Below are 22432 nucleotides of genomic sequence, written 5' to 3'. Positions count from 1 at the left end.
ATGCCGATAAATCGACATAATCGAACTATGTCGGACCTTCTTCCGCGCCACCGTGCGGTCATGCCCAACTGGTTGTCCCTCTATTACGACGAGCCGATCGAGATCGTACGGGGGAAGGGCAACCGCGTCGTCGACGCCGAGGGCCGCACCTACCTCGACTTCTTCGCCGGCATCCTCACCAACATGATCGGGTACGACGTGCCCGAGGTCCGTGAGGCGGTCGAGCGCCAGCTCGCCACCGGGGTCGTGCACACCAGCACCGTCTACCTGCTGCGGGCGCAGGTGGAGCTGGCCGAGAAGATCGCCAGGCTGTCGGGCATCGAGAACGCGAAGGTCTTCTTCACCAACTCCGGCACCGAGGCCAACGAGACGGCCCTGCTGCTCGCGACGTACGCCCGCAAGTCCGACCAGGTGCTGGCCATGCGGCAGAGCTACCACGGCAGGAGCTTCGGCGCGCTGTCGGTCACGAGCAACCGCGGTTGGAAGAACAACTCGCTCTCCCCGCTGAACGTCCACTTCCTGCACGGCGCCGACCGGCATCTCCCGCAGTTCAGCGGCCTGTCCGACGCCGACTACATCAAGGTCTGCGTCGAGGACCTGCGCCACGTGCTCGCCACCGCGGTCGGCGGCGACGTCGCCGCGCTGATCGCCGAGCCGATCCAGGGCGTCGGCGGCTTCACCATGGCCCCCGACGGGCTGTTCGGCGCCTACAAGGAGGTGCTGGACGAGGAGGGCATCCTCTTCATCTCCGACGAGGTGCAGACCGGCTGGGGCCGCACGGGCTCGGCGTTCTTCGGCATCCAGAACCACGGGATGACGCCGGACATGATGACCTTCGCCAAGGGGCTCGGCAACGGCTTCGCGGTCGGGGGCGTGGTGGCCCGGGGCGACCTGATGGACGCCCCGCACGCCATCGGCCTTGCCACCTTCGGCGGCAACCCGATCTCCATGGCCGCCGCCAACGCGACCCTCGACTACGTGCTCGACCACGACCTCCAGTCGCGTGCCGCCGTCACCGGCACGATCCTCATCGACGGCCTGCGCGAGGCGCGGGGCCGCCTGCCGATCCTCGGGGACGTCCGGGGGAAGGGCCTGATGTTCGCCCTGGAGCTGGTAGACCCCGCCACCGGGGCCCCGGCGCCGGCGCTCGCCTCCCGCTTCATGGAGGAGACCAAGAAGCTCGGCCTGCTGGCCGGCAAGGGCGGGCTCTACGGCAACGTGCTCCGCATGGCCCCGCCGCTGACGCTCACCGACGACGAGGCGCGCGAGGGCCTGGGCATCATCCTCACGGCACTTCAGACCATCAACGAGGAGATTGCCAAGTGAAGCGGGTCACGCACTGGATCGGCGGCGCGGAGGCGGAGGGCACCTCGGGCCGGCAGGCGGAGATCTTCAACCCCGCGACCGGCGAGGTGGCCGGCCACGTGGACCTCGCGGGTCCCGAGGACGTCGACGCGGCGGTGGCCGCCGCCACGGCCGCGTTCCCCGCGTGGCGGGACGCCTCGCTGGTGAAGCGGGCGCAGGTGCTGTTCCGGTTCCGCGAGCTGATGTACGGCCACCGCGACGAGCTGGCCGCGCTGATCAGCGCCGAGCACGGCAAGGTGCACTCCGACGCGCTCGGCGAGGTGGCGCGGGGGCTGGAGGTCGTGGAGTTCGCGTGCGGCATCCCCCATCTGCTCAAGGGCGGCTTCTCTGAGAACGTCTCGACGAACGTCGACTCCTTCTCGATCAGGCAGCCGCTGGGAGTGGTCGCGGGGATCACGCCGTTCAACTTCCCGGCCATGGTGCCGATGTGGATGTATCCCGTCGCGATCGCCTGCGGCAACACCTTCGTGCTGAAGCCCTCCGAGCGCGACCCGTCGGCGTCGCTGCTGATGGCGTCGCTGTGGCGGCAGGCCGGCCTGCCCGACGGCGTGTTCAACGTCGTCCAGGGCGACAAGGTCGCCGTCGACCGGCTGCTGGAGCACCCCGGCGTGCGCGCGGTGTCCTTCGTCGGCTCCACGCCCATCGCCCGGTACGTCTACGAGACCGGCACCCGGCACGGCAAGCGCGTGCAGGCGCTCGGCGGGGCCAAGAACCACATGCTCGTGCTGCCCGACGCCGACCTCGACCTGGTGGCCGACGCCGCGGTGAACGCCGGCTTCGGCTCGGCGGGCGAGCGCTGCATGGCGATCTCGGTCGTGCTCGCGGTCGACCCGGTCGGCGACGAACTGGTCGACAAGATCGTCCAGCGCGTGGGCACGCTGACCATCGGCCCAGGCGACGACCCCGACTCGCAGATGGGCCCCCTGGTCACGCGGGCGCACCGCGACAAGGTGGCCTCCTACCTCGACACCGCGCTCGCGGAGGGCGCCAAGTTGGTCGTGGACGGGCGGGAGACCCCGGTGAAGGGCGGCACGACCGCCGCGGAGACCGCGGGCTTCTGGCTCGGGCCCACGGTCATCGACCAGGTCACGCCGGGTTCGGCCGTCCACCGGGACGAGATCTTCGGCCCGGTGCTGTCGGTGGTCAGGGTCTCCTCCTACGAGGAGGGCCTGAAGATCATCAACGACGTGGAGTACGGCAACGGCACCGCCATCTTCACCAACGACGGGGGCGCCGCCCGCCGCTTCCAGAACGAGGTGGAGGTCGGCATGGTGGGCATCAACGTGCCGATCCCCGTGCCCATGGCCTTCTACAGCTTCGGCGGCTGGAAGTCCTCGCTCTTCGGCGACACGCACGTCCACGGCACCGAGGGCGTCCACTTCTACACGCGGGGCAAGGTGGTCACCTCGCGCTGGCTCGACCCGAGCCACGGCGGCGTGAACCTCGGGTTCCCCACCAACAAGTAACCCGCTCGTCCCGATCCGCCGACGACCCCGTCCGAGTTCTCTTCTCGGGCGGGGTCGTCGTGTCCGGGGGCCCGCTCACCGCGCCGGAACATCCTGAAGCGCCTCCGCTTCCTTCCGGACGGCGTGTCGGGCCCTGGGTAAGCCAGTTATCCGATTAATTGTGGTGAATGCCTTCAGCTGTATTGATAGTGCCTTTTCGGCGGCCATTCCGGGGGCGCCTGGCAAAGAACTCCACGACGCCGGGCAGGCATGTTGATCAGATGGGAAAAAGGTCTGCCCAGACCTCCCGGGCCTGTCAAAGAGTTTCTCCCGGGCGTGACTTCAGGAGGGGCCGGGGGAGAGAATGAAGAGTGGCTACTTTTATGAAACGGACTCTGGCGGGCAGTGTGCTCGCTGGAGCCGTTCTCGTTTACTCTCCTGCTCCTGCAGGTGCTGAGGCAAGAACTGCCTGGACGGGCGACCAGGCGGTTACCGGTAACGCGATGGGCGGCGCGACTTCTGGAACGTCGGCTGATGTACTTAATTTCACCCCAAGGCAATCTAAGGCGCTCGATTACTGTACGCCTATCTTTTGCCCGATTCCGCCGATTCCGCCGAGCACGACCATTCAGTCGATTGCCTGGCCCCAATCCGTCCCAGTAGCGCCCAACACCATCCCGCTGTGCAGATTCTTTGGCCTGCCGCAATCGCTCTGCAAGGTCCCGCCGGCACCCGCGGGCCCGCCCGGCCCGGCCGGCCCCCAGGGACCGGCAGGACCTCCCGGGGTCGACGGTGCTCCCGGCCCGGCGGGCCCGGCAGGTCCTCCCGGTATCGACGGTGCTCCCGGTCCGGCAGGTCCGGCTGGTCCGGTCGGCCTTCAGGGTCCGCCCGGAGTCGAGGGCGCTCCCGGTGCTCCGGGGATCGACGGCGCTCCCGGCCCGGCGGGTCCCGCGGGGCCGGCAGGTCCGGCGGGTCCCGCAGGTCCTCAGGGGCTTCCTGGCATCGACGGCGCTCCCGGCGCACCGGGTATCGACGGTGCTCCCGGTCCCGTTGGCCCGCAGGGTCCCCCCGGGGTCGACGGCGCTCCCGGTCCGGCAGGTTCTCCCGGGGTCGATGGTGCTCCCGGTCCGGCAGGTCCGGCTGGTCCGGTCGGCCTTCAGGGTCCGCCCGGAGTCGACGGTGCTCCGGGGATCGACGGTGCTCCCGGCATCGACGGTCCTCCCGGTCCCGCCGGCCCGCAGGGTCCGCCCGGGATCGACGGTGCTCCCGGCATCGACGGTGTCGACGGTGCTCCCGGTCCCGTTGGCCCGCAGGGCCCGCCCGGAGTCGACGGTGCTCCCGGTCCCGTAGGACCGGCAGGTCCGCCCGGGATCGATGGCGCTCCCGGTGCTCCGGGGATCGACGGTGTTCCCGGTCCGGCAGGCCCGGCAGGACCGCAGGGTCCGCCCGGGATCGATGGCGCTCCCGGTGCTCCGGGGATCGACGGTGCTCCCGGTCCCGCAGGTCCGCAGGGTCCGGCCGGACCGGCAGGACCGCAGGGCCCCGCTGGTCCTCCCGGACCGCCCGCTCCCACCACGACCGGCCAGGCGACCGGGGGACCGAGCATCGGTGTCCCGACTCCCCAGGCGCCCCCGACCGGCGGCCTTGTGCCGATCGTGGGTCTCCCGGCCGGTCTCGTCGTTCCGCTCACCGCGGTCCCGGCATCGCCGTGCGGCGGAGCTTCGGGCTACGGCTACCCGGTCGTCTACTCCGTCTGCGGCGGCTGATCGCCTCTGACGTCCGGCGGATGAGATAGACCGGAGGGGTGTGCGCAGCATGCGGCGCGCACCCCTTCAGCCGTATGGGCTCATGGCAGGCCCCCGGCCGGCGCGGGCCGGTAGGCTCGCGGAGGAGACGGTGAAGGCGAGGGGCTGGCGTGATCAAGTTGGGGCGATCTCGGGCCGGTCTCGCGGGTGCCTTCTCCTCGGCACTCGTGGCGCTCGCCGCGTGTGCCGCGCCCGGGGGCGTGTCCCGGTCCGCCGAGATCGCCGCCGTGCCCACGGCTCCGAGCACGGCCGCGAGGTCGCAGGCGCCGGTCGCCTCCCCGTCGCCGACCCCCACCCCCGCGCCGACCCCCTCGCGCAGGGCCCTCGGGCCGGGCGAGGGCGCGGTCACGGTGCTGACGTTGCGCGGGTACGCCGAGTACGGCGGGAGCGACCCCGCGTTCGACTGGGTGGGGCCCTTCGAGGACGACACGGGCTGCCGCGTGAACCTCCGCTTCCCCCAGACCGGCGACCAGCTCGACAAGCTGCTCGCCCAGACCTCCTACGACGTCGTGTCCGCGCCTCCCGAGCTGGCGGGGCGGCTGATCGCCGAGAGGAAGGTCGCGCCCCTCACCACCTCGCTCGTGCCGCACTACGACGACATTCCCGAGTGGCTGCGGTCCCAGCGCTCCGTCGTCGACGGCGACAAGGTGTACGGCGTCCCGTACTTGTGGGGGTCGTACGTCACGCTCTACGACGGCGCCACGGGTCGGCCGGCGAAGGGGGACGCGCTCTACTCTGATCCCGGCCCCATCATGCTGAGGGACAGCCCGCTCTCCATCGCGGACGCGGCTCTCGCGCTGAGGAAACGGCGGCCCGCGCTGGGCGTCAAGAACCCGTTCGAGCTCACCCCCGCCCAGCTCGACGCGGCGGTCGCGCTCGTCGGCGGTCGAGGCCACGGTGCGCGTACGTACTGGAAGGACCCGATCGACGCGTTGCAGGGCTTCGCCGGGGCGTCCGTGCGGCTCGGGCGCGCACTGCCGTACCAGCTCGACATCCTGCGCAGGGCCGGCCGGCCGTTGAAGGCGGTGGGCGGCGAGCCGACCACCGGCTGGGTGGACTCCTGGATGCTCTCCGCGCAGGCCGCCGCCCCGAACTGCGCCTACCGGTGGCTCGACTGGATCAGCTCGCCGGCGGCGCAGCAGCAGGCCGCCGCGTGGAACGGCCTCGCCCCCGCCAACCCCTCGGCGTGCGGCTACCGCGGCGACGAGTCCCGCAAGTACAGCCACGCCGAACGGGCCAGGAGGGTGTGCGACGCCTACCGGGTGAAGGACAAGGCGTGGATCAAAAAGATCAGCTTTGCCGTTCGCCCGGCGAGGGATTGCGGAGGCGGGCACGGGGAATGCACTGACTATGCCGAGTGGGCCGCCAGGTGGCAGCAGCTCGTGCGTTAGCCGGGGTGATCTTCAGTCTGCGGTGAAGAGCCGCGGGCGCACCCGTCCCCCCGCTGGGTGGCGCCCGCGAGGGGCGCTCCGGATGCTCCCCCCGACTCCGGAGCGCCTCCTCTTCTGTCTCACCCGCCTCTGACAGCCGTCCGCCGATCCGAAGCCGCGACGGACATCGGCCATCGTTCTCGCCAGGGTCAGGTGACTCTCGCAACGGATTCCGTGCAGGAAACCCGGTTTTCCCGCGCCCCCATGTTGAATGGTCGACCAGTCAATTGGTACGGTCGCTGGCATGCGCATCCTGCTTGTAGGCGCTGGTGGCGTGGGCTCCGCTGTGGTCCCGATCGCCGCCCGCCGAGACTTCTTCGAACACATCGTCGTCGCCGACTATGACCGCTCACGTGCCGAGGCCGTGGTGTCCAAACAGGTGTCCGAACAGGTCGCGTCCGGGGGTGACGCGCGGTTCAGCGCGATCGGCCTCGACGCCTCCGACCAGGACGCGGTGGAGGCCGCGCTCCGCGAGCACGGCTGCGACGTCCTCTTCAACGCCGTCGACCCCCTGTTCGACATGCCCCTGTTCCGGGCCGCGCTGAACGCGGGGGCGCACTACCTCGACATGGCGATGTCCCTGTCCAGGCCGCATCCTTCCCGGCCGTACGAGCTGACCGGCGTCAAGCTCGGCGACGAGCAGTTCGCGATGTCGCCCGAGTGGCAGGCCAAGGGAAGGGTCGCCCTGGTCGGCATGGGGGTCGAGCCCGGCCTCGCCGACGTCTTCGCCAGGTACGCTGCCGACCACCTCTTCTCGGCCATCGACGAGGTCGGCGTCCGCGACGGTGCGAACCTCGTGGTCGAGGGCCCGGACGGTCAGGAGGCCTTCGCGCCCACGTTCTCCATCTGGACGACCATCGAGGAGTGCCTCAACCCGCCCGTCATCTGGGAGGACGGCGACTGGCACACCACCGAGCCGTTCAGCGAGCCGGAGGTCTTCGACTTCCCCGAAGGCATCGGCCCGGTGGAGTGCGTCAACGTCGAGCACGAGGAGGTGCTCCTTGTGCCGCGCTGGGTGAACGCCCGGCGCGTGACGTTCAAGTACGGCCTCGGCGAGGAGTTCATCGGGGTCCTCAGGACGCTCCACAAGCTCGGCCTCGACTCGACCGAGCCCATGAGGGTCAAGGGCGTGGAGGTCTCGCCGCGCGACGTCGTGGCGGCGGCCCTGCCCGACCCCGCGACCCTCGGCGACCGCATGCGCGGCAAGACCTGCGCAGGCACGTGGGTCAAGGGCACCGGCAAGGACGGCCGGCCCCGCGAGGTCTACCTCTACCACGTGGTCGACAACGAGTGGTCGATGCGGGAGTACGGCTGCCAGGCCGTCGTGTGGCAGACGGCGGTCCATCCCGTCGTCGCGCTGGAACTGCTCGCGCGCGGAGCCTGGAAGGGCGAGGGCGTGCTCGGCCCCGAGGCGTTCGACCCGGTGCCGTTCCTGGACCTGCTGAACGAGTACGGCTCGCCCTGGGGCATGCGCGAGCAGTGACCCCGGTGACCGCCGGCCGCGCCGGACGGCGGTCCACGACGGGTGGACCGCCCGCCGGGGTGGCGCTCAGGGAAGGGTCGCTCTCCTCGCGGAGGGCTTGCGCCGGGGTGCGGGGGGCGCGGGGAGCAGCGCCTCGGCGCACTCCTCGCAGGCCATGACGGGGGCGTCGTCGGGAAGCCTGCCGACACGGACCCGAGGTCGGGGCCACTTCTTGTGGCACACCACGCAGGCGTCCCCGTCGCGCTGCGGGCCGGTGAGATCTTCTGGGTCGAACGTCAGGTTGAGCCGTGCCGCTCCGGTCGGATCCCAGCTCATCACGCTCCTGTTGGTGATCGAGTGTCTCGTACCCGAACCGTTATAGCCCCATTACCGCCTGTGATCGACTAGGCCGATGTCAAGGACGGGTTAAATCGCCGGCATCGGGCGCGCCGTACAACAACAAAAGGGACACCCAGCAGCAAGCCGGGTGCCCCTTTTGGGATGTTCCTAAACGGAGGAGATGGCCTTCTCCAGGATGGACAGGCCCTCTTCCAGCAGGTTGTCGGGGATGGAGAGCGGGGGCAGGAAGCGCAGCACGTTGCCGTAGGTGCCCGCCGTCAGCACGACCAGGCCCTCCGCGTGGCACCGCTTGACGATCTCCCCGGTGAGGGCGGTGTCGGGCTCCTTGGTGCCGGGCACGACCAGCTCGATCGCGATCATGGCTCCGCGTCCCCGGACGTCGCCGATGGCGTCGAAGCGCTCGGCGAGGGCCCGGAGCCGGGGCAGCATGATGTCCCCGATCTGCCTGGCCCGCTCGACCAGGTTCTCGGCCTCGATGGTGTCGAGCACGGCGAGCGCGGCCTCGCAGGCCAGCGGGTTGCCGCCGTAGGTGCCGCCGAGGCCGCCGACGTGGACGGCGTCGAGCAGCTCGGCCCTGCCGGTCACGGCCGCCAGCGGCAGGCCGCCCGCGATGCCCTTGGCCGTGCAGATGATGTCGGGCACGACGCCCTCGTCCTCGCACGCGAACAGGTGGCCGGTGCGGGCGAATCCGGTCTGCACCTCGTCGGCGATGAAGACGATGCCGTTGGCCCTCGCGTACTCCACCAGGGCGGGCATGAAGCCGCGGGCCGGCTCGATGAAGCCGCCCTCGCCCTGGATCGGCTCGATCACGATGGCGGCGACGTTCTCCGCGCCGATCTGCTTGTTGATCATGTCGATGGCCTGCGCCGCGGCCTCTTCGGCGCAGTTCTCCGGGCCGGTGGGCCACCGGAAGGGGTACGCCATGGGCATCCGGTACACCTCGGGGGCGTACGGGCCGAAGCGGTGCTTGTACGGCATGTTCTTCGCCGTCAGCGTCATGGTGAGCAGCGTGCGGCCGTGGTAGCCGTGGTCGAACACCACGACGGCCTGCCGGCCGGTCGCGTGCCTGGCCACCTTGACGGCGTTCTCCACGGCCTCGGCGCCGGAGTTGACCAGGAACGAGCGCTTCTCGTGGTCGCCGGGGGTGAGCCGGTTGAGCTTCTCGCAGACCTCGACGTACGACTCGTACGGCGTGACCATGAAGCAGGTGTGGGTGAAGTCGGCGACCTGCCGCTGGACCCGCTCGACCACGCGCGGCGCGGCGTTGCCCACGGTGGTCACCGCGATGCCGGAGCCGAAGTCGATGAGCGAGTTGCCGTCCGCGTCCACGACCACGCCGCCGCCCGCGTGGGTCACGAAGACCGGCAGCGTGGTGCCGATGCCCGGCGGTATGGCGGACCGCTTGCGCGCGAACATCTCCCGCGACTTGGGGCCAGGGATCTCGGTGACCAGGCGGCGCTCCTGCGGAAGCGAGGGACCGCCTCGCGTGATGGGCTGGTGCTCGGCCACGCCCGGCTGCTCGTGTACGTCACGCTCGATGCTCATGCCTGCGACGCTACGGCCACCGCGCCCGGCTGCCGACCTGGCGACATGGCACAATATGGCCATCCTGCTTGTCCAGGATGTACAAGTACCGACTGTCCTGGGGGCTGGAATGGCTCCGACCTTACGGCGTGTGGTGGCGCTGGCGCCGCTGCGCCTGCGGGTGCGCGCCGGGGAGGGCGCGATGGACCGGCCGGTGCGCTGGGTGGCGGTCAGCGAGCTGGAGGATCCCACGCCCTTCCTTGAGGGCGACGAGCTGGTGCTGACCACCGGCATGCGGCTCGGCCCGCGGGACGCGCGGCCGTACGTCTCCAGGCTCGTCGCCAGGGGGGTGGCCGGGCTCGGGTTCGGCGTCGGGCTCGGGCATGACAGCGTGCCGCCCGAATTCACCGAGGCCGCCGCGGAGGCCGGGCTTCCCCTGGTCGAGGTGCCCAGGGAGACTCCGTTCATCGCGATCGGCAAGGCCGTCAGCGAGTTGCTCGCCGCCGAGAGGTACGACGAGCTCAGCAACGCCTTCGCCGCGCAGGGACGGCTGACGCGCGCGGCGCTCCAGGCCGGTGGCATGGGGGCGGTGGTCGAGCGGCTGGCCAGGGAGATCCACGGCTGGGCCGTGCTGCTGGACGAGGCCGGAGCGGTGATCCACGCGGCGGGCGCGGGCGCCGTCGAGGGCACGCACCTGGCGGGGCGTGAGCTCGGCCGGCTGCGGGCCACCGGCTCGCCCGCGAGCCTCGCGCTTTCCGGGCCGTACGAGCACGTCATCGTGCAGCCGCTCGGGGACCAGCGGGGCATCAGGGGGTTCTTCGCCGTCGGCTCTGAGCGGCCGTTCTCGCCCGTCGGGCACACCGTGGTCAACACCGCGAACTCGCTGCTCACCCTCTCCCTCGAACAGGGCAGGGACCGGCTCGCCGCCGTGCGGCAGGTGCGCTCGGCCGTGCTGCGCCTGCTGCTGGCGGGGGAGCGGCAGGCCGCCGAGGGGGTTCTCGCGGCAATCGGCGGCGGGCTGCCCGCCGGGCCCGTCGTGGTGCTGGCCTGCGAGCCGCGCGACGCGGAGGCGCTCCAGGACCTGCTGCCGGGCTTCACGGCTCCGTGGGGCACGCGCGTGATCGCCCTCGCGGCGGTGGAGGACGCCGACCGCCTCGCCGAGACGGCCGCCGGGGCCGGGCGGGTGGGGATGGGCGGGCCGGTCGGGCTCGCGGAGCTGGCCACCGGTCTCGACCAGGCGGAGCGGGCCCTCGCGTCGGCCGCCCCGCTCATGCGGTTCGCCGACCTCGCGGGTCAGGGGCTGGTCTCGCTGGTCGACCCGGCGGTGCTGTCCGCCTTCTCGACCTCGCTGCTCGCCCCGCTCAGGGAGTACGGCTCACGGGCCGACCTGGTGGAGTCCCTGCGCGCGTACCTCGCGTGCAACGGGCACTGGGACGCCGCCGCGCAACGGCTCGGCATCCACCGGCACACCCTGCGCTACCGCATGCGGCGGGTGGGCGAACTGCTCGGGCGCGACCTGGACGACCCGGCCTCACGTGCCGAGCTGTGGATCGCCCTGTCGGCGGGCTCGGCGGGCGGCTCCACCGGGTCGCCGGCCGCCGGCCGCTAGAGGGTCATCGGAATGGAGTCCTTGCTCACCAGGTAGCGGCTGATGGCGGCCATGGTGACCGACGCGTAGATGCGGTCGTCCCTGAGATGGCCGGCGCGTTCGAGGCTGACGGCGCCGTGGGCGGCGGCCCACAGGCAGTCGGCGATCTTGCGGGGCTGCGTGGGCACCAGGTAGCCGGCGGAGATGCAGTCGGCGATGGCCCGGTCGAGGACGTTGACCGCCGCCCTCGCCAGCGTGCGCGCCCGCTCGCTCGGCTCGAAGCCCGGTATCGCCTTCTCGAACATCACGCTGTAGTAGCCGGGCTCGGCCAGGCAGGCGTCGCGGTACGCCGGGCCGAGGGAGGTGAGGTACTCCAGGGGGTCGGGGTGGCGTGGGACCGCGGCCAGCCTGCGCCGGAAGCGCTCGAAGCCCTCCAGGTAGAGCGCCTCCGCCAGGCCCTCCTTGTTGCCGAACATGGTGTACACGACCGTGGTCGAACACCCTGCCTCGGTGGCGATGCGCCGCACGGTGAGGCTGTCGGGCCCGTCGGTGAGCAGAAGCTCTCCGGCCACGTTGATGAGACGGCCGCGCAGCTCGTCCTGGGAAGTCTGGCTCCCCAATGCGTACGCCCCTTGGAGGCCAAGCGGCGCCGGCGAACCCATGAGCTACCTAGCCCCTTCTCCCCAAAGGATCCCGCTTGGACCCCATGGTGACTTAACCACGTGCGGAGTCCTTCAAACCGTCCCGCACCAGAAAACATCCCGAAATTGCGGCATGTCCGTTACAGAAAGGGGAAAATAGGTGCCTTATGCGGAATGTAGCGGTGGGGGCCGCCGCTTGTCCGTACTGGAGTAGCGCCCCCGGCGACCTGGTGGCATACGGTCGGGGACATGGACGTACGCCCCTTCTGGCTCGCCGGTTCGCCCGCCACGGGCGAGGCAGAGCTCACGGTGACCAACCCCCATGACGGCCGTGTCGTCGGCATCGGCTCGGTGCCCTCCCCCGACCAGGTCGAGCAGGCCGTGGCCGCCGCGCACGCGGTGCGCAAGGAGGCCGCCGCCCTGCCGATCCACGTGCGCGCGGAGGCGCTGGCCCACGTCTCGCGGCGCCTGTCCGAGCGCGCCGAGGAGATCGCCCGGCTGATCAGCGCCGAGAACGGCAAGCCGATCTTCTGGGCGCGAGGCGAGGTCGGCCGCGCGGTCGCGACCTTCCGCTTCGCCGCCGAGGAGACCCGGCGCTTCAGCGGCGACGTCCAGCGGCTCGACACCGAGGCCGCCGCGAACGGCCGTCTTGCGTACGTGTCGCGCCAGCCGTACGGGCCGGTGCTGGCCGTCACGCCGTTCAACTTCCCGCTCAACCTCGTGGCCCACAAGGTCGCCCCGGCGATCGCGGTCGGCGCGCCCGTGATCGTCAAGCCCGCCCCCGCGACCCCGCTCTCGTCGCTGCTGCTCGGCGAGATCCTCGCCGAGACGGCCCTGCCCGCAGGCATGTTCTCGGTGCTGCCGGTGCCGAACGACCGCGCGGGCGCGCTGGTCGAGGACCCTCGCCTTCCTGTCGTGTCGTTCACCGGCTCGGGGCCGGTCGGGTACGCCATCAAGGACCAGGTGCCGCGCAAGCACGTCACGCTGGAGCTCGGCGGCAACGCCGCCGCGGTAGTGCTCGCCGACGCCGACCTCGACTGGGCGGCCACGCGGGTCGCCTTGTTCTCCAACTACCAGGCCGGGCAGAGCTGCATCGCCGTCCAGCGGGTGATCGTCGAGGAGTCCGTGGTCGAGGCGTTCACCGCCAAGCTCGTGGCCGCCGTCGAGAGCCTCGTCGTCGGCGACCCGGCCGATGACAAGACGCAGGTCGGGCCGCTGGTGTCGGTGGAGGCGGCCGAGCGGGTGGAGCAGTGGGTCGCCGAGGCCGTTGCCGGCGGCGCCCGGCTGCTCGCCGGGGGCGCCAGGGACGGCGCCACCGTCGCGCCGACCGTGCTCGCGGACGTGCCGGACGACGCCAAGGTCATCAGGGAGGAGGTGTTCGGCCCGGTGCTCGTGATCCAGCCGGTCGCCTCGGTGGACGAGGCGTTCACCGCGGTCAACGACTCGAAGTACGGCCTGCAGGCCGGGGTGTTCACGCGCGACATCGACGTCGCCTTCCGCGCCGCCAAGGAGCTGGAGGTCGGCGGGGTCATCATCGGCGACGTGCCGTCGTACCGCGCCGACCAGATGCCCTACGGGGGAGTCAAGGAGTCGGGCATCGGCCGCGAGGGCCTGCGCTCGGCCATGGAGGACTTCACCTACGAGAAGGTGATGGTGCTCACCGGGCTCACCCTGTAGGTGCCGCGCGGGGCTCTCCTCGCGGTCACCCGTCGCTGACCGCCTGGAGAGCTCTCGGCCGGCTCGGCTCCCCTCACGCGCGCTGGGCCGTGTCGAAGAGCCGCTTGGCCTGGTCGCCGAAGTACGGGCCGTACATCGTGCCGTCGTCGTCGCTGTACTTGAAGCTGCTGACCGAGGTCAGCACGCCCTGGCCGGTGGCGGGGTCGAACGAGCTCAGCCACGGGCCGCCGCTCGACCCGGCCGTGAGGTCGCACCGCATGCCCTGGTCGCGGGTCTGGCTGTGCGGGTCGTGGTGGAGGTCGCCCGCGCAGTAGATCAGGCGCCGGCCGTCGTACGGCGGGTCGGCGGGGAAGCCGAATCCGAAGGCGCGCCCGCCGCGCGGCACGTTGAAGCCGATCTCCTGGCCGCCGACCGCCTCGTTCAGATGGCTCCCGCCGGAGGGGTTGACCGCGACCATGCCCAGGTCGTAGCTGTCGTCGCCGCTCTCTGACCAGGGCTCGGGGACGAACATGCGCCGCGCGGTGAACACGCCGTACGGCTGGCGCCCCGGCTCGTAGGCCGGCACGAAGGTCCAGTTCTCCGCCCAGGTGCCTGAGCCGTCCTTGGCGCAGTGGCCCGCGGTGACGACGACGTCCTGGTTGCGGCTGCGCACCGCGCTCGCCGAGCACACGTAGTCGACGCCGCGCAGGGTGAGGAACACCCGGCCGGTGGTGCGCTTCACCGCGCCCCCGGCCGCCCACCGCGCGCCGCTGGTGTTCATGCCGGGCGCGCTCGCGCCCGAGGCGGAGGAGGCCCGGACCGCCGATGGCGCCCGGCCGGCGGACGAGGGCGGCGGCACGGGCGCCACCGTGGAACCGGAGGACGCCGTGGAGCTGGGCGCCACCGTGGAGCCGCGCGTGGCCGTGACGCGCAGGGGCAGCACGCCGGACGCCAGCTCGGCGACCTTCGTGACGGAGCCCAGCGCCCCGCCGGGCAGTGCCCGCGCCATGCGCCCGGCGGTCCAGTAGCCGAGCACCCGGCGCTGCTCGGCCACCGTGCGGGCGGCCACGTGCTGGACGACGCCGGTCGACGTGAGAGACGACGTGAGAGACGGGGTCTCGTTCCTCGTGACGGCTTGGCCGGCTCCGCTTGCCGCCATCGAGCCGGAGGGCATGACGCCCACCAGCCCGGCGACGAGCGGTACGGCGGCGATCAGGGGGAGGATCGGGGTCATGGCTCCCGAGTCTGGACTACCGAACGTGGCCTCGCGGATACTTTCGGTAAATCAGGTGGCGTCCTGGTTCTGGGCGGAGGTGTAGACCGCCTGGGCCTCCGGCCCGAAGTACGGACCGAACATCCAGTACGGGGCGAAGTTGTACTTGAAGCTGTTCACGGAGTTCAGCGTGCCCGCGCCGGTGCTCCGGTTGAAGCCCGTGAACCAGCCGCCCCCGCTGGATCCGCCGGTCATGTCACAGCTGAGCCCCTGGTCGGTGGAGATCAGGTAGTCGTCGAACACCCTGCCGCCGCAGTAGATCAGCTTCGACCCGTCGTACGGGCTCGCGGCCGGGTACCCGAAGGCGTACATCTGCTGCCCGCGCGCCTGGTTGAAGGCGATGCCCTGGCCGCCCACGACGTCGACGAGGCGCTCGCCGTTCAGCGGGGCCACGACGGCCGCGGCCACGTCGTAGTTCATGTCCTCACTGGCGTTCCACTGAGTCGTGGTGAGCAGGTTGGTGGCCACCCAGGTGCCGTACGGGCGGCTGCCGGCGCTGTAGCCGGGGACGAAGACCCAGTTGGTGTGGAAGGCGCCACCGAGCTTCACGCAGTGCCCCGCGGTGAGGACGACGCTCTTGTTGGCGCTGGTGACCGCGGTGCCCGAGCAGGAGGCGCTGCGTCCCTGGTAGGTGAAGAAGACGCGTCCCTCCGTCTTGACGATGGTGCCGCCTCCCGTCCAGGGGGCGCCCGTCGAGCGGGCCGCGAGCGCGGGGGTGGCCGGGGTGGCGGCCGGGGAGGCCGAGGGGCTGGGGGAGGCCGAGGGGCTGGGGGAGGGGGTGGGCGAGCCCGACACCACGGGCGGGGGCGGGGTGGTGGGCGCGGCGTCGGCGCGCTTCACGGCGTTGGCGCCGGGGGTCAGGGGCTTGACGGTGAGCCCGCCCCCGCTCGGCGCGGTGGTCGTGCGCCCGGCGCGCGACCTGACCAGGTCGAGGGGTTTGGCGGCGGCCATCTTCGCGGGGGTCCAGAACTGCTTCACGACGCGCTGCTCGGTCTTGGTGTCGGCCGCGTCGTGGACGACGGGCCGCGGCGCGGCCGGCGGCTTCGCGGCCTCGGCTGTGGGGGCGTTCAGCAGGATCCCCGCCGCCGCCAGGGGCGATATGGCCAGGATGGGGAAGAGACGTCGTGCCTTGCGATGCATGCGGTCCTCCGTGCTCGTCGCGGCTCACCGGGCACGCGCCGACGGGGGCCGTTCGTGCCCGTGGGGTGGCGCGCTGGGTGCTTGCTCGTGCCCGGCTCCCGCTGTGATCGGGTGCCATGTCCTGACGCGGGAAGGTAGTAGGGCCGAATGCCGCATTTCTCGCGATTCGCAGAGACCGGTATGGCGGGATTCGGGCATTTAGCTGCTGCTTTCCCACCCGTCGCTGTGGTGACGGAAACCGGCCCGCGAGCGGGTGGCGCGTACGGACGGGGCCGGACGGGCGGGCGCACGGCGGGGGGAGCCGGCCGCCGCGATAATGGGGGCATGCAGACCCCTCTCGCAGACGCGGCCGACCTGGCGGGCACCGCCGGCCCCGCGGATCTCGTGGGCCCGGTGTCACTCCCCGGCCCGGCCGAGCCGCGATCGATCGTCGTGCTCGGCTCCACAGGATCGGTGGGCACGCAGGCGCTCGACGTCATCGAGCGCGACCCGGGGCACTTCCGCGTGGCCGGGCTGGTGGCGGGCGGCGGGCAGGTCGACCTGCTCGCGCGCCAGGTCGAGCGGTTCCGCCCGGAGGTGGTCGCCGTCGCCGACGAGCGGGCCGTTCCCGCGCTGCGCGAGGCGATCGGGCCGGTGCGCATCCTGGCGGGCTCCGAGGGAGTCGCCGAGGCCGCCGCCTGGCCCTGTGACATCGTCCTCAACGGCATCACCGGAGCGGTCGGGCTCACCTCGACGCTCGCCGCGCTGGAGGCCGGGCGAGTGCTGGCGCTGGCGAACAAGGAGTCGCTCATCATTGGCGGCCCGCTGGTGAAGCGGCTGGCCGGTCCCGGCCAGATCCTGCCGGTCGACTCCGAGCACTCGGCGCTCGCGCAGTGCCTGTGGGCCGCCGGCCCGTCCGGGTACGACCCGGAGGCGGTGCGGCGGCTCGTCGTCACGGCGAGCGGCGGGCCCTTCCGCGGCCGCAGGCGGGCCGAACTGGGGGAGGTCACCCCCGAGCAGGCGCTCAAGCACCCCACGTGGGACATGGGCACGGTGATCACGCTCAACTCGGCGACGCTGGTCAACAAGGGCCTTGAGGTCATCGAGGCCAACCTGCTGTTCGACATCCCCTTCGAGCGGATCACCGTGGTGGTCCACCCGCAGTCCGTCATCCACTCGATGGTGGAGTTCGTGGACGGCTCGACCATCGCGCAGGCCAGCCCGCCCGACATGCGGCTGCCGATCTCGCTCACCCTCGGCTGGCCTTCGCGGGTGCCGGGCGCGGCCAAGGCCGTCGACTGGACCACCGCCCACACCTGGACCTTCGAGCCCCTGGATGAGGAGGCGTTCCCGGCGGTGGCGCTGGCCCGGCACGTCGGCTCCCAGGGCGGCACGGCTCCGGCCGTCTACAACGCGGCGAACGAGGTCTGCGTGGAGGCCTTCCTGGCGGGGAGGCTGCCGTTCCTCGGCATCGTCGACACCATCGCGGCCGTCGTCGGCAAGCACACCGTGTCGCCCGCCGGCTCGGTGGCCGAGGTGCTCGACGCAGACGCCTGGGCCCGCGCGAGGGCCCGGGAGCTGACGGCCGGGTAAGGGCGGCGGCGGGCTGGGCGCCAGCTTGTCGTGATCCGGTAAACGGCTTTCTCGACATCCGTAACTCGATGGTGGGCGCGGTTACCTAGACTGGGTAGGTCTGAGCGCGTCGCCGAACACCAAGGTGCTGGAAAATATGACATCTGTTGATCTGGGGATTCCCTCGGTACGGAGCAAGCCGATCGCCGAGCGGCGGATGTCGCGGCAGATCATGGTGGGCTCGGTCCCGGTGGGCGGGGACGCGCCGGTTTCGGTTCAGTCCATGACCACGACGCTCACCTCCGACGTGAACGCCACGCTGCAGCAGATCGCCGAGCTGACGGCGTCGGGCTGCCAGATCGTCCGGGTGGCGGTGCCCTCGCAGGACGACGCCGACGCGCTGCCGGCCATCGCGCGCAAGTCACAGATCCCGGTGATCGCCGACATCCACTTCCAGCCGAAGTACGTCTTCGCGGCGATCGAGGCGGGCTGCGCGGCCGTCCGGGTGAACCCCGGCAACATCAAGAAGTTCGACGACAAGGTCGGCGAGATCGCCCGGGCCGCGGCCGACACCGGCACCCCGATCCGCATCGGCGTGAACGCCGGCTCCCTCGACCCCCGCCTGCTGGCCAAGTACGGCAAGGCGACGCCCGAGGCGCTGGTGGAGTCCGCGCTGTGGGAGTGCTCGCTGTTCGAGGAGCACGGCTTCCGTGACATCAAGATCTCGGTCAAGCACCACGACCCTGTGGTCATGATCCAGGCCTACCGCCAGCTCGCCGCGCAGTGCGACTACCCCCTGCACCTGGGCGTCACCGAGGCGGGCCCGGCGTTCCAGGGCACGATCAAGTCGGCGGTGGCGTTCGGGGCCCTGCTGGCCGAGGGCATCGGAGACACGATCCGGGTCTCGCTGTCCGCGCCTCCGGTCGAGGAGGTCAAGGTCGGCATCGGCATCCTTGAGTCCCTCAACCTCCGCAAGCGCGGGCTGGAGATCGTGTCCTGCCCGTCCTGCGGGCGGGCCCAGGTCGACGTGTACACCTTGGCCGAGCAGGTGCACGCGGGGCTCGACGGCCTCAAGGTGCCGCTGCGGGTGGCCGTGATGGGGTGTGTCGTCAACGGCCCCGGTGAGGCCCGCGAGGCCGATCTGGGCGTGGCCTCGGGCAACGGCAAGGGCCAGATCTTCGTCAAGGGCGAGGTCGTCAAGACCGTGCCCGAGTCCCAGATCGTGGAGACCCTGATCGAGGAGGCCCTGCGCCTGGCCGAGGAGATGGGCGTGGACGTCGATCTCGACGACGAGGACGCTCCGGGCCCGGAGGTCGTCGTCCGCTGACCCGCCGGTCCTCGGGGCCGGATGCTGTGGGGAGTGTCTCGCCCGGTAGGGGAGGGAGTGCTCTTCCTGGGCGGGGATGTGTGGGTGTATGCAGGAAGAGTGCCATTTCGGCGGAGTCTGTCGGATCCGCACCAGTCGCGATGGCCTGGCAACGCACTGGTGGCGATACCACTCGCGCTGATCGCGGTGATCTCCCTCGCCGACATCCTCACCCCGCGAGAGATCTCGCTGAGCCCGCTTCTGGTCACGGCCCCCGCGATCACGGCCTCGTTCGCGGGTCCCTGGCTCACCGGCCTGGTGAGCATCATCACCATCGCGGACGAGGTGCTGCTCGGCCTGAATAGTGAGATGCTGGCCACACGGGCCATGCAGACGCAGCTGATGGCCCTGGTCGTGGTCTCGGCCTTCCTGGTGATCTTCTCCTTCGTGCGCGACCGGCACCGGGAGGAGCTGATCCGGGTGCGCTCGGTCTCGGAGGCCGCGCAGCGGGCCCTGCTGCGGCCCCTGCCGCCGGGCCTCGGGTCGCTCCGGCTCGCCTCCATGTACCTCGCCGCCGAGGAGGAGGCCCAGATCGGCGGCGACCTGTACGCGGCCGCCCGTACGCACTCGGGGGTCCGCGTCGTCATCGGCGACGTGCGGGGCAAGGGCCTTCCCTCGGTGTCGGACGCCGCCCTGCTCCTGGGCGCCTTCAGGGAGGCCGCCCGGCGGCACGCGACCCTGCCCGACGTCGTGCTCTACCTGGACGAGAGCGTGCGGGCCGATCTGGAGGAGCACGCGGAGGAGTGCCAGGACGCCTGCGAGAACTTCATCACCGCGGCCGTGCTGGAGATTCCCGACCACCGGCCGGTGGTCGAGGTGATCGACTGCGGCCACCCCCCGCCGCTGCTGCTCCGCGACCGCCAGGTCACGACCCTCCAGGTCGCCCAGCCCGCGCCCCCGCTGGGCCTCGGGGAGCTCTCAGACCGCGCCTACCAGGTCGAGGTGTTCGACTTCAAGCCGGGCGACACCCTCCTGCTCTACACCGACGGCGTCATCGAGGCCCGCGACCGCGCCGGCGTCTTCTACCCGCTGGCCGAGCGGGTGATGACGTGGCCGGGGGACGGCCCGGAGACCCTGGTCGAGCACGTGCGCGACGACCTCCTCGCCTACGTCGGCGGGCGGCTCGGCGACGACGCCGCCATGGTCGCGATCCAGCGCCTGCACGACTGAGACCCGGGCCCCGGCCGGGTGAACCGGCACTGAAGCGGTGATCATCACGGCCCCCACGACGGCTCGCCCGATCCCACGTTCCGCAATCGGACGACTACGGATCGGTAAACATTGGGCCGGGTCGCCGGTGGCCGGACGGTCCGATCCGGAAGCATCACCCTCTGCCACAAGAGCAGAGGGAGTGACGTGTGAAGCGGGTTTTCGGCGTATCGGCGATTATGACGGTGCTGGTCACCGGGCTGACAGGAGGGGCCAGTGGGGCGTACGCCGCTCCACGTGACGGCGTGACCTGGGGGGCGTGCCCGGGTCCGAAGCCGATAATGGCGGTGGAGTGCGCGACCGTGAGGGTGCCGCTCGACCACTCGAAGCCGGGCGGGCCGACCCTCGGGCTGGCGCTCAACCGGATCAAGGGTTCGGCGTCCCACGGTCACGTGCTGCTGGTCAACCCGGGCGGGCCGGGGGCCTCGGGCCTGGGCCTGGCCCGGTACGTCGCCGCCGCGCTCCCCAAGGACGTCGCGGCGAAGTACGACGTGATCGGGTTCGACCCGCGGGGGGTGGGGAGCAGCGAGCCGGCGCTGACCTGTGCCGACCCCAAGCAGCACTTCGCCGCTCCCCGCATCGACCAGGTGCCGAGGAACGACGCGCAGGAGTCCGCGCTGCTCGCGCGGGCCAAGGAGTACGCCGAGGCGTGCGGCAGTCGCTGGTCGTGGCTGCTCCCGCACCTCACCACCGAGAACTCCGCCCGTGACATGGACACGATCAGGCAGGCGCTCGGCCAGCAGAAGATCAGCTACCTCGGCTACTCGTACGGCACCTACCTCGGCGCCGTCTACGCGACGCTGTTCCCGACCAGGGTCAGGCGGCTGGTGCTGGACAGCGTGGTGGACCCCGAGGGCGTGTGGTACGACTCCAACATCGCCCAGGACTACGCCTTCGACCGGCGGCACCGCGACTTCCTGGCCTGGGTGTCCCGGCACAACGACGTCTACCACCTCGGCCGCACGGAGACCGAGGTCTCGGCCGCCTGGTACGGCATGCGCGATCACCTCGGCCAGCGGCCGGCGGGCGGCCTCGTCGGGCCGAGCGAGCTGGACGACATCTTCACCGTCGGCGGGTACACCAACGCGGTCTGGCCGCAGTTCGCGGGCGCGTTCGCCAACTACGTGAAGAAGGGCAAGCCCGACGGCCTGGTGACCGCCTACAACCAGCACGTGGATCACGACGCGGCGGCCGAGAACAACTACGCCGTCTACCTGGCGGTCCAGTGCCGCGACGCCGAGTGGCCGCGCGACTGGTCGCGCTGGTGGGCCGACACGCTCAAGGTGAACGCCAAGGCGCCGTTCATGGCCTGGGCCAACGCCTGGTACAACGCGCCCTGCGCCTTCTGGCCAGAGAAGGGCGGGACACCGGTCCACGTCGGTGACGTCGCCCACCTGCCCTCGGTGCTGCTCATCCAGTCCAAGCAGGACGCGGCCACGCCGTACCCCGGGGCGCTGCGCGTGCGCGACCGGTTCCCGAGCTCGCGGCTGCTCGTCGAGGGCGGCGGCAACCACGGGGTGTCGCTCGGGGGCAACACCTGCGTCGACCGGTACCTCGCCGGGTACCTCAGGGACGGAAGCGTTCCCGGCGGCGCGGCGCAGGCCGCGGGGCGCCAGGCCGACGCGACCTGCCAGGCCGCGCCCGAGCCCCGGCCGATCGTGCCGATGTCGTCGGGGTCCGGGCACCTTAGGCTGACGAAGGTGATTCTCGGCCAGTAGGGTCGGTTCGTTCCAAAATCGGGGCGGTCGCGTAGGCTAAGCCCGTGATGCTGCGAACATCGGCGTCGCGCGTGCTCGACGATCAGGACCGCGAAGAGGTGCTCTCGATACTCGACGCGGACCCCGTCGCCAACGTCTTCGTCGCCTCCCGGGTGCGGTCCGTCGGGCTGAGCCCGGCCCGGCTCGGCGGACAGATGTGGGGATTCGGCCCGCGCGGCGGGCTGACCTCACTGTGCTACGCCGGGGCCAACCTGGTCCCGGTCAACGCCGGGCCCGAGGCCGTGCAGGCCTTCGCCGACCGTGCCCGCAGGCAGGGCCGCCGCTGCTCGTCCATCGTCGGCCCCGCCGAGGCCGTCGAGAGGATCTGGGAGCGGCTGGAGCCCTTCTGGGGCCCGGCGCGGGCCATCCGCTGGGCCCAGCCGGTCATGGCCACCTCCTCGCGGTCGCCCGTCCCCCCTGATCCGCTCGTACGCCAGGTACGCCCGGACGAGTTCGCCACGCTGCTCCCCGCATGCGTGGCGATGTTCACCGAGGAGGTCGGCATCTCCCCGGATCTCGGGGACGGCGGCGCGCTCTACCGGTCGCGGGTGGCGGAGCTGATCCGCATCGGGCGCTCGTTCGCCCGCATCGAGGACGGCCAGGTGGTCTTCAAGGCCGAGGTCGGGGCGGTGACCCCGCAGGTCTGCCAGATACAGGGCGTGTGGGTGCATCCGGACCGGCGCGGGCGCGGGCACGCCGTGGCCGGCATGGCCGCCGTCGTCGACCAGACCCTGCGGCACTTCGCGCCGACGGTGACCCTTTACGTGAACGACTTCAACGTGCCCGCGCGGGCGGCGTATCGCAGGGTGGGCTTCAAAGAGGTCGACACGTTCATGTCCGTCCTGTTCTGATTCCGCGCT

The 22432-nt window shown here is 71.5% G+C and carries 16 protein-coding genes; 11 read left to right on the top strand and 5 right to left on the bottom strand.

Annotated elements, in window-relative coordinates; all coding sequences use genetic code 11:
* Nucleotides 1-27 precede the first annotated feature (27 nt).
* The 4 genes from OG589_RS26740 to OG589_RS26725 all read left to right on the top strand — a co-directional run bounded on the left by OG589_RS26740 (nucleotide 28) and on the right by OG589_RS26725 (nucleotide 7528).
* Nucleotides 28-1326 carry an aspartate aminotransferase family protein gene (locus tag OG589_RS26740; RefSeq protein ID WP_405140535.1) on the top strand — a complete coding sequence of 433 codons (1299 nt, stop codon included), beginning with the start codon at nucleotides 28-30 and terminating at the stop codon, nucleotides 1324-1326.
* On the top strand, nucleotides 1323-2831 hold the full coding sequence (locus OG589_RS26735) for a CoA-acylating methylmalonate-semialdehyde dehydrogenase (protein ID WP_405140534.1): 1509 nt from the start codon (nucleotides 1323-1325) through the stop codon (nucleotides 2829-2831). The genes OG589_RS26740 and OG589_RS26735 overlap by 4 nt, the downstream gene beginning before the upstream one ends.
* Nucleotides 2832-4725: 1894 nt before the next feature.
* Nucleotides 4726-6006 carry an extracellular solute-binding protein gene (locus tag OG589_RS26730; RefSeq protein ID WP_405140533.1) on the top strand — a complete coding sequence of 427 codons (1281 nt, stop codon included), beginning with the start codon at nucleotides 4726-4728 and terminating at the stop codon, nucleotides 6004-6006.
* Nucleotides 6007-6289: 283 nt separating this feature from the next.
* Nucleotides 6290-7528 carry a saccharopine dehydrogenase family protein gene (locus OG589_RS26725; protein ID WP_405140532.1) on the top strand — a complete coding sequence of 413 codons (1239 nt, stop codon included), beginning with the start codon at nucleotides 6290-6292 and terminating at the stop codon, nucleotides 7526-7528.
* A gap of 66 nt (nucleotides 7529-7594) precedes the next feature.
* Here the strand turns inward: OG589_RS26725 and OG589_RS26720 are convergent, their stop codons facing one another.
* Together OG589_RS26720 and gabT are read right to left on the bottom strand one after the other, a co-directional pair.
* Nucleotides 7595-7843, bottom strand: a complete 249-nt coding sequence (locus OG589_RS26720; RefSeq protein WP_405140531.1) for a hypothetical protein — start codon at nucleotides 7841-7843, stop codon at nucleotides 7595-7597.
* Between the two features lie 171 nt (nucleotides 7844-8014).
* A complete protein-coding gene (gene gabT, locus OG589_RS26715) occupies nucleotides 8015-9412 on the bottom strand; it encodes a 4-aminobutyrate--2-oxoglutarate transaminase (RefSeq protein ID WP_405140530.1) in 1398 nt (465 codons plus the stop codon).
* Nucleotides 9413-9521: 109 nt separating this feature from the next.
* Here gabT and OG589_RS26710 point away from each other — a divergent pair, with 109 nt between their 5' ends.
* Nucleotides 9522-11000: a PucR family transcriptional regulator gene (locus OG589_RS26710; RefSeq protein ID WP_405140529.1), complete on the top strand. Its 1479-nt coding sequence runs from the start codon at nucleotides 9522-9524 to the stop codon at nucleotides 10998-11000.
* Here OG589_RS26710 and OG589_RS26705 read toward each other — a convergent pair.
* A complete protein-coding gene (locus tag OG589_RS26705; RefSeq protein ID WP_405140528.1) occupies nucleotides 10997-11599 on the bottom strand; it encodes a TetR/AcrR family transcriptional regulator in 603 nt (200 codons plus the stop codon). The two genes, OG589_RS26710 and OG589_RS26705, sit on opposite strands and share 4 nt — an antisense overlap.
* Before the next feature lie 270 nt (nucleotides 11600-11869).
* Between OG589_RS26705 and OG589_RS26700 the strand changes: the two genes are divergently transcribed.
* On the top strand, nucleotides 11870-13297 hold the full coding sequence (locus tag OG589_RS26700; RefSeq protein WP_405140527.1) for an aldehyde dehydrogenase family protein: 1428 nt from the start codon (nucleotides 11870-11872) through the stop codon (nucleotides 13295-13297).
* A gap of 73 nt (nucleotides 13298-13370) precedes the next feature.
* Here OG589_RS26700 and OG589_RS26695 read toward each other — a convergent pair whose 3' ends face one another.
* A complete protein-coding gene (locus OG589_RS26695; RefSeq protein ID WP_405140526.1) occupies nucleotides 13371-14510 on the bottom strand; it encodes a trypsin-like serine peptidase in 1140 nt (379 codons plus the stop codon).
* Nucleotides 14511-14561: 51 nt separating this feature from the next.
* Entirely contained in the window at nucleotides 14562-15689 is a 1128-nt protein-coding gene (locus tag OG589_RS26690; RefSeq protein ID WP_405140525.1) for a trypsin-like serine peptidase, read from the bottom strand.
* Nucleotides 15690-16013: 324 nt separating this feature from the next.
* On the opposite strand from OG589_RS26690, the gene dxr reads away from it, so the two are divergent.
* The 5 genes from dxr to OG589_RS26665 all read left to right on the top strand — a co-directional run bounded on the left by dxr (nucleotide 16014) and on the right by OG589_RS26665 (nucleotide 22423).
* Nucleotides 16014-17261 (top strand): 1-deoxy-D-xylulose-5-phosphate reductoisomerase, encoded by a 1248-nt coding sequence (gene dxr, locus OG589_RS26685; protein ID WP_405140524.1) that lies wholly within the window; start codon nucleotides 16014-16016, stop codon nucleotides 17259-17261.
* 136 nt (nucleotides 17262-17397) lie between these two features.
* Entirely contained in the window at nucleotides 17398-18567 is a 1170-nt protein-coding gene (gene ispG / locus OG589_RS26680; protein ID WP_405140523.1) for a flavodoxin-dependent (E)-4-hydroxy-3-methylbut-2-enyl-diphosphate synthase, read from the top strand.
* Between the two features lie 159 nt (nucleotides 18568-18726).
* Nucleotides 18727-19776, top strand: a complete 1050-nt coding sequence (locus OG589_RS26675; protein ID WP_405140522.1) for a PP2C family protein-serine/threonine phosphatase — start codon at nucleotides 18727-18729, stop codon at nucleotides 19774-19776.
* Nucleotides 19777-20117: 341 nt separating this feature from the next.
* Complete coding sequence (locus OG589_RS26670; RefSeq protein WP_405140521.1) at nucleotides 20118-21533, top strand: alpha/beta hydrolase; 1416 nt, start codon at nucleotides 20118-20120, stop codon at nucleotides 21531-21533.
* Nucleotides 21534-21580: 47 nt separating this feature from the next.
* A complete protein-coding gene (locus OG589_RS26665) occupies nucleotides 21581-22423 on the top strand; it encodes a GNAT family N-acetyltransferase (protein ID WP_405152132.1) in 843 nt (280 codons plus the stop codon).
* Nucleotides 22424-22432 lie beyond the last annotated feature (9 nt).

The organism is Sphaerisporangium sp. NBC_01403, assembly GCF_045040145.1.
Taxonomy (GTDB): Bacteria; Actinomycetota; Actinomycetes; order Streptosporangiales; family Streptosporangiaceae; genus Sphaerisporangium; species Sphaerisporangium viridialbum.
This window is presented reverse-complemented; position numbering and strand designations above follow the sequence as displayed.

Bases quoted from the DNA above. Each gene is read 5' to 3' on its own strand.
- OG589_RS26740 (WP_405140535.1), top strand. From the start codon at position 28: ATGTCGGACCTTCTTCCGCGCCACCGTGCGGTCATGCCCAACTGGTTG.
- OG589_RS26725 (WP_405140532.1), top strand. From the start codon at position 6,290: ATGCGCATCCTGCTTGTAGGCGCTGGTGGCGTGGGCTCCGCTGTGGTC.
- OG589_RS26720 (WP_405140531.1), bottom strand. From the start codon at position 7,843: ATGAGCTGGGATCCGACCGGAGCGGCACGGCTCAACCTGACGTTCGAC.
- gabT (WP_405140530.1), bottom strand. From the start codon at position 9,412: ATGAGCATCGAGCGTGACGTACACGAGCAGCCGGGCGTGGCCGAGCAC.
- OG589_RS26710 (WP_405140529.1), top strand. From the start codon at position 9,522: ATGGCTCCGACCTTACGGCGTGTGGTGGCGCTGGCGCCGCTGCGCCTG.
- OG589_RS26700 (WP_405140527.1), top strand. From the start codon at position 11,870: ATGGACGTACGCCCCTTCTGGCTCGCCGGTTCGCCCGCCACGGGCGAG.
- OG589_RS26695 (WP_405140526.1), bottom strand. From the start codon at position 14,510: ATGACCCCGATCCTCCCCCTGATCGCCGCCGTACCGCTCGTCGCCGGG.
- OG589_RS26690 (WP_405140525.1), bottom strand. From the start codon at position 15,689: ATGCATCGCAAGGCACGACGTCTCTTCCCCATCCTGGCCATATCGCCC.
- dxr (WP_405140524.1), top strand. From the start codon at position 16,014: ATGCAGACCCCTCTCGCAGACGCGGCCGACCTGGCGGGCACCGCCGGC.
- ispG (WP_405140523.1), top strand. From the start codon at position 17,398: ATGACATCTGTTGATCTGGGGATTCCCTCGGTACGGAGCAAGCCGATC.
- OG589_RS26665 (WP_405152132.1), top strand. From the start codon at position 21,581: ATGCTGCGAACATCGGCGTCGCGCGTGCTCGACGATCAGGACCGCGAA.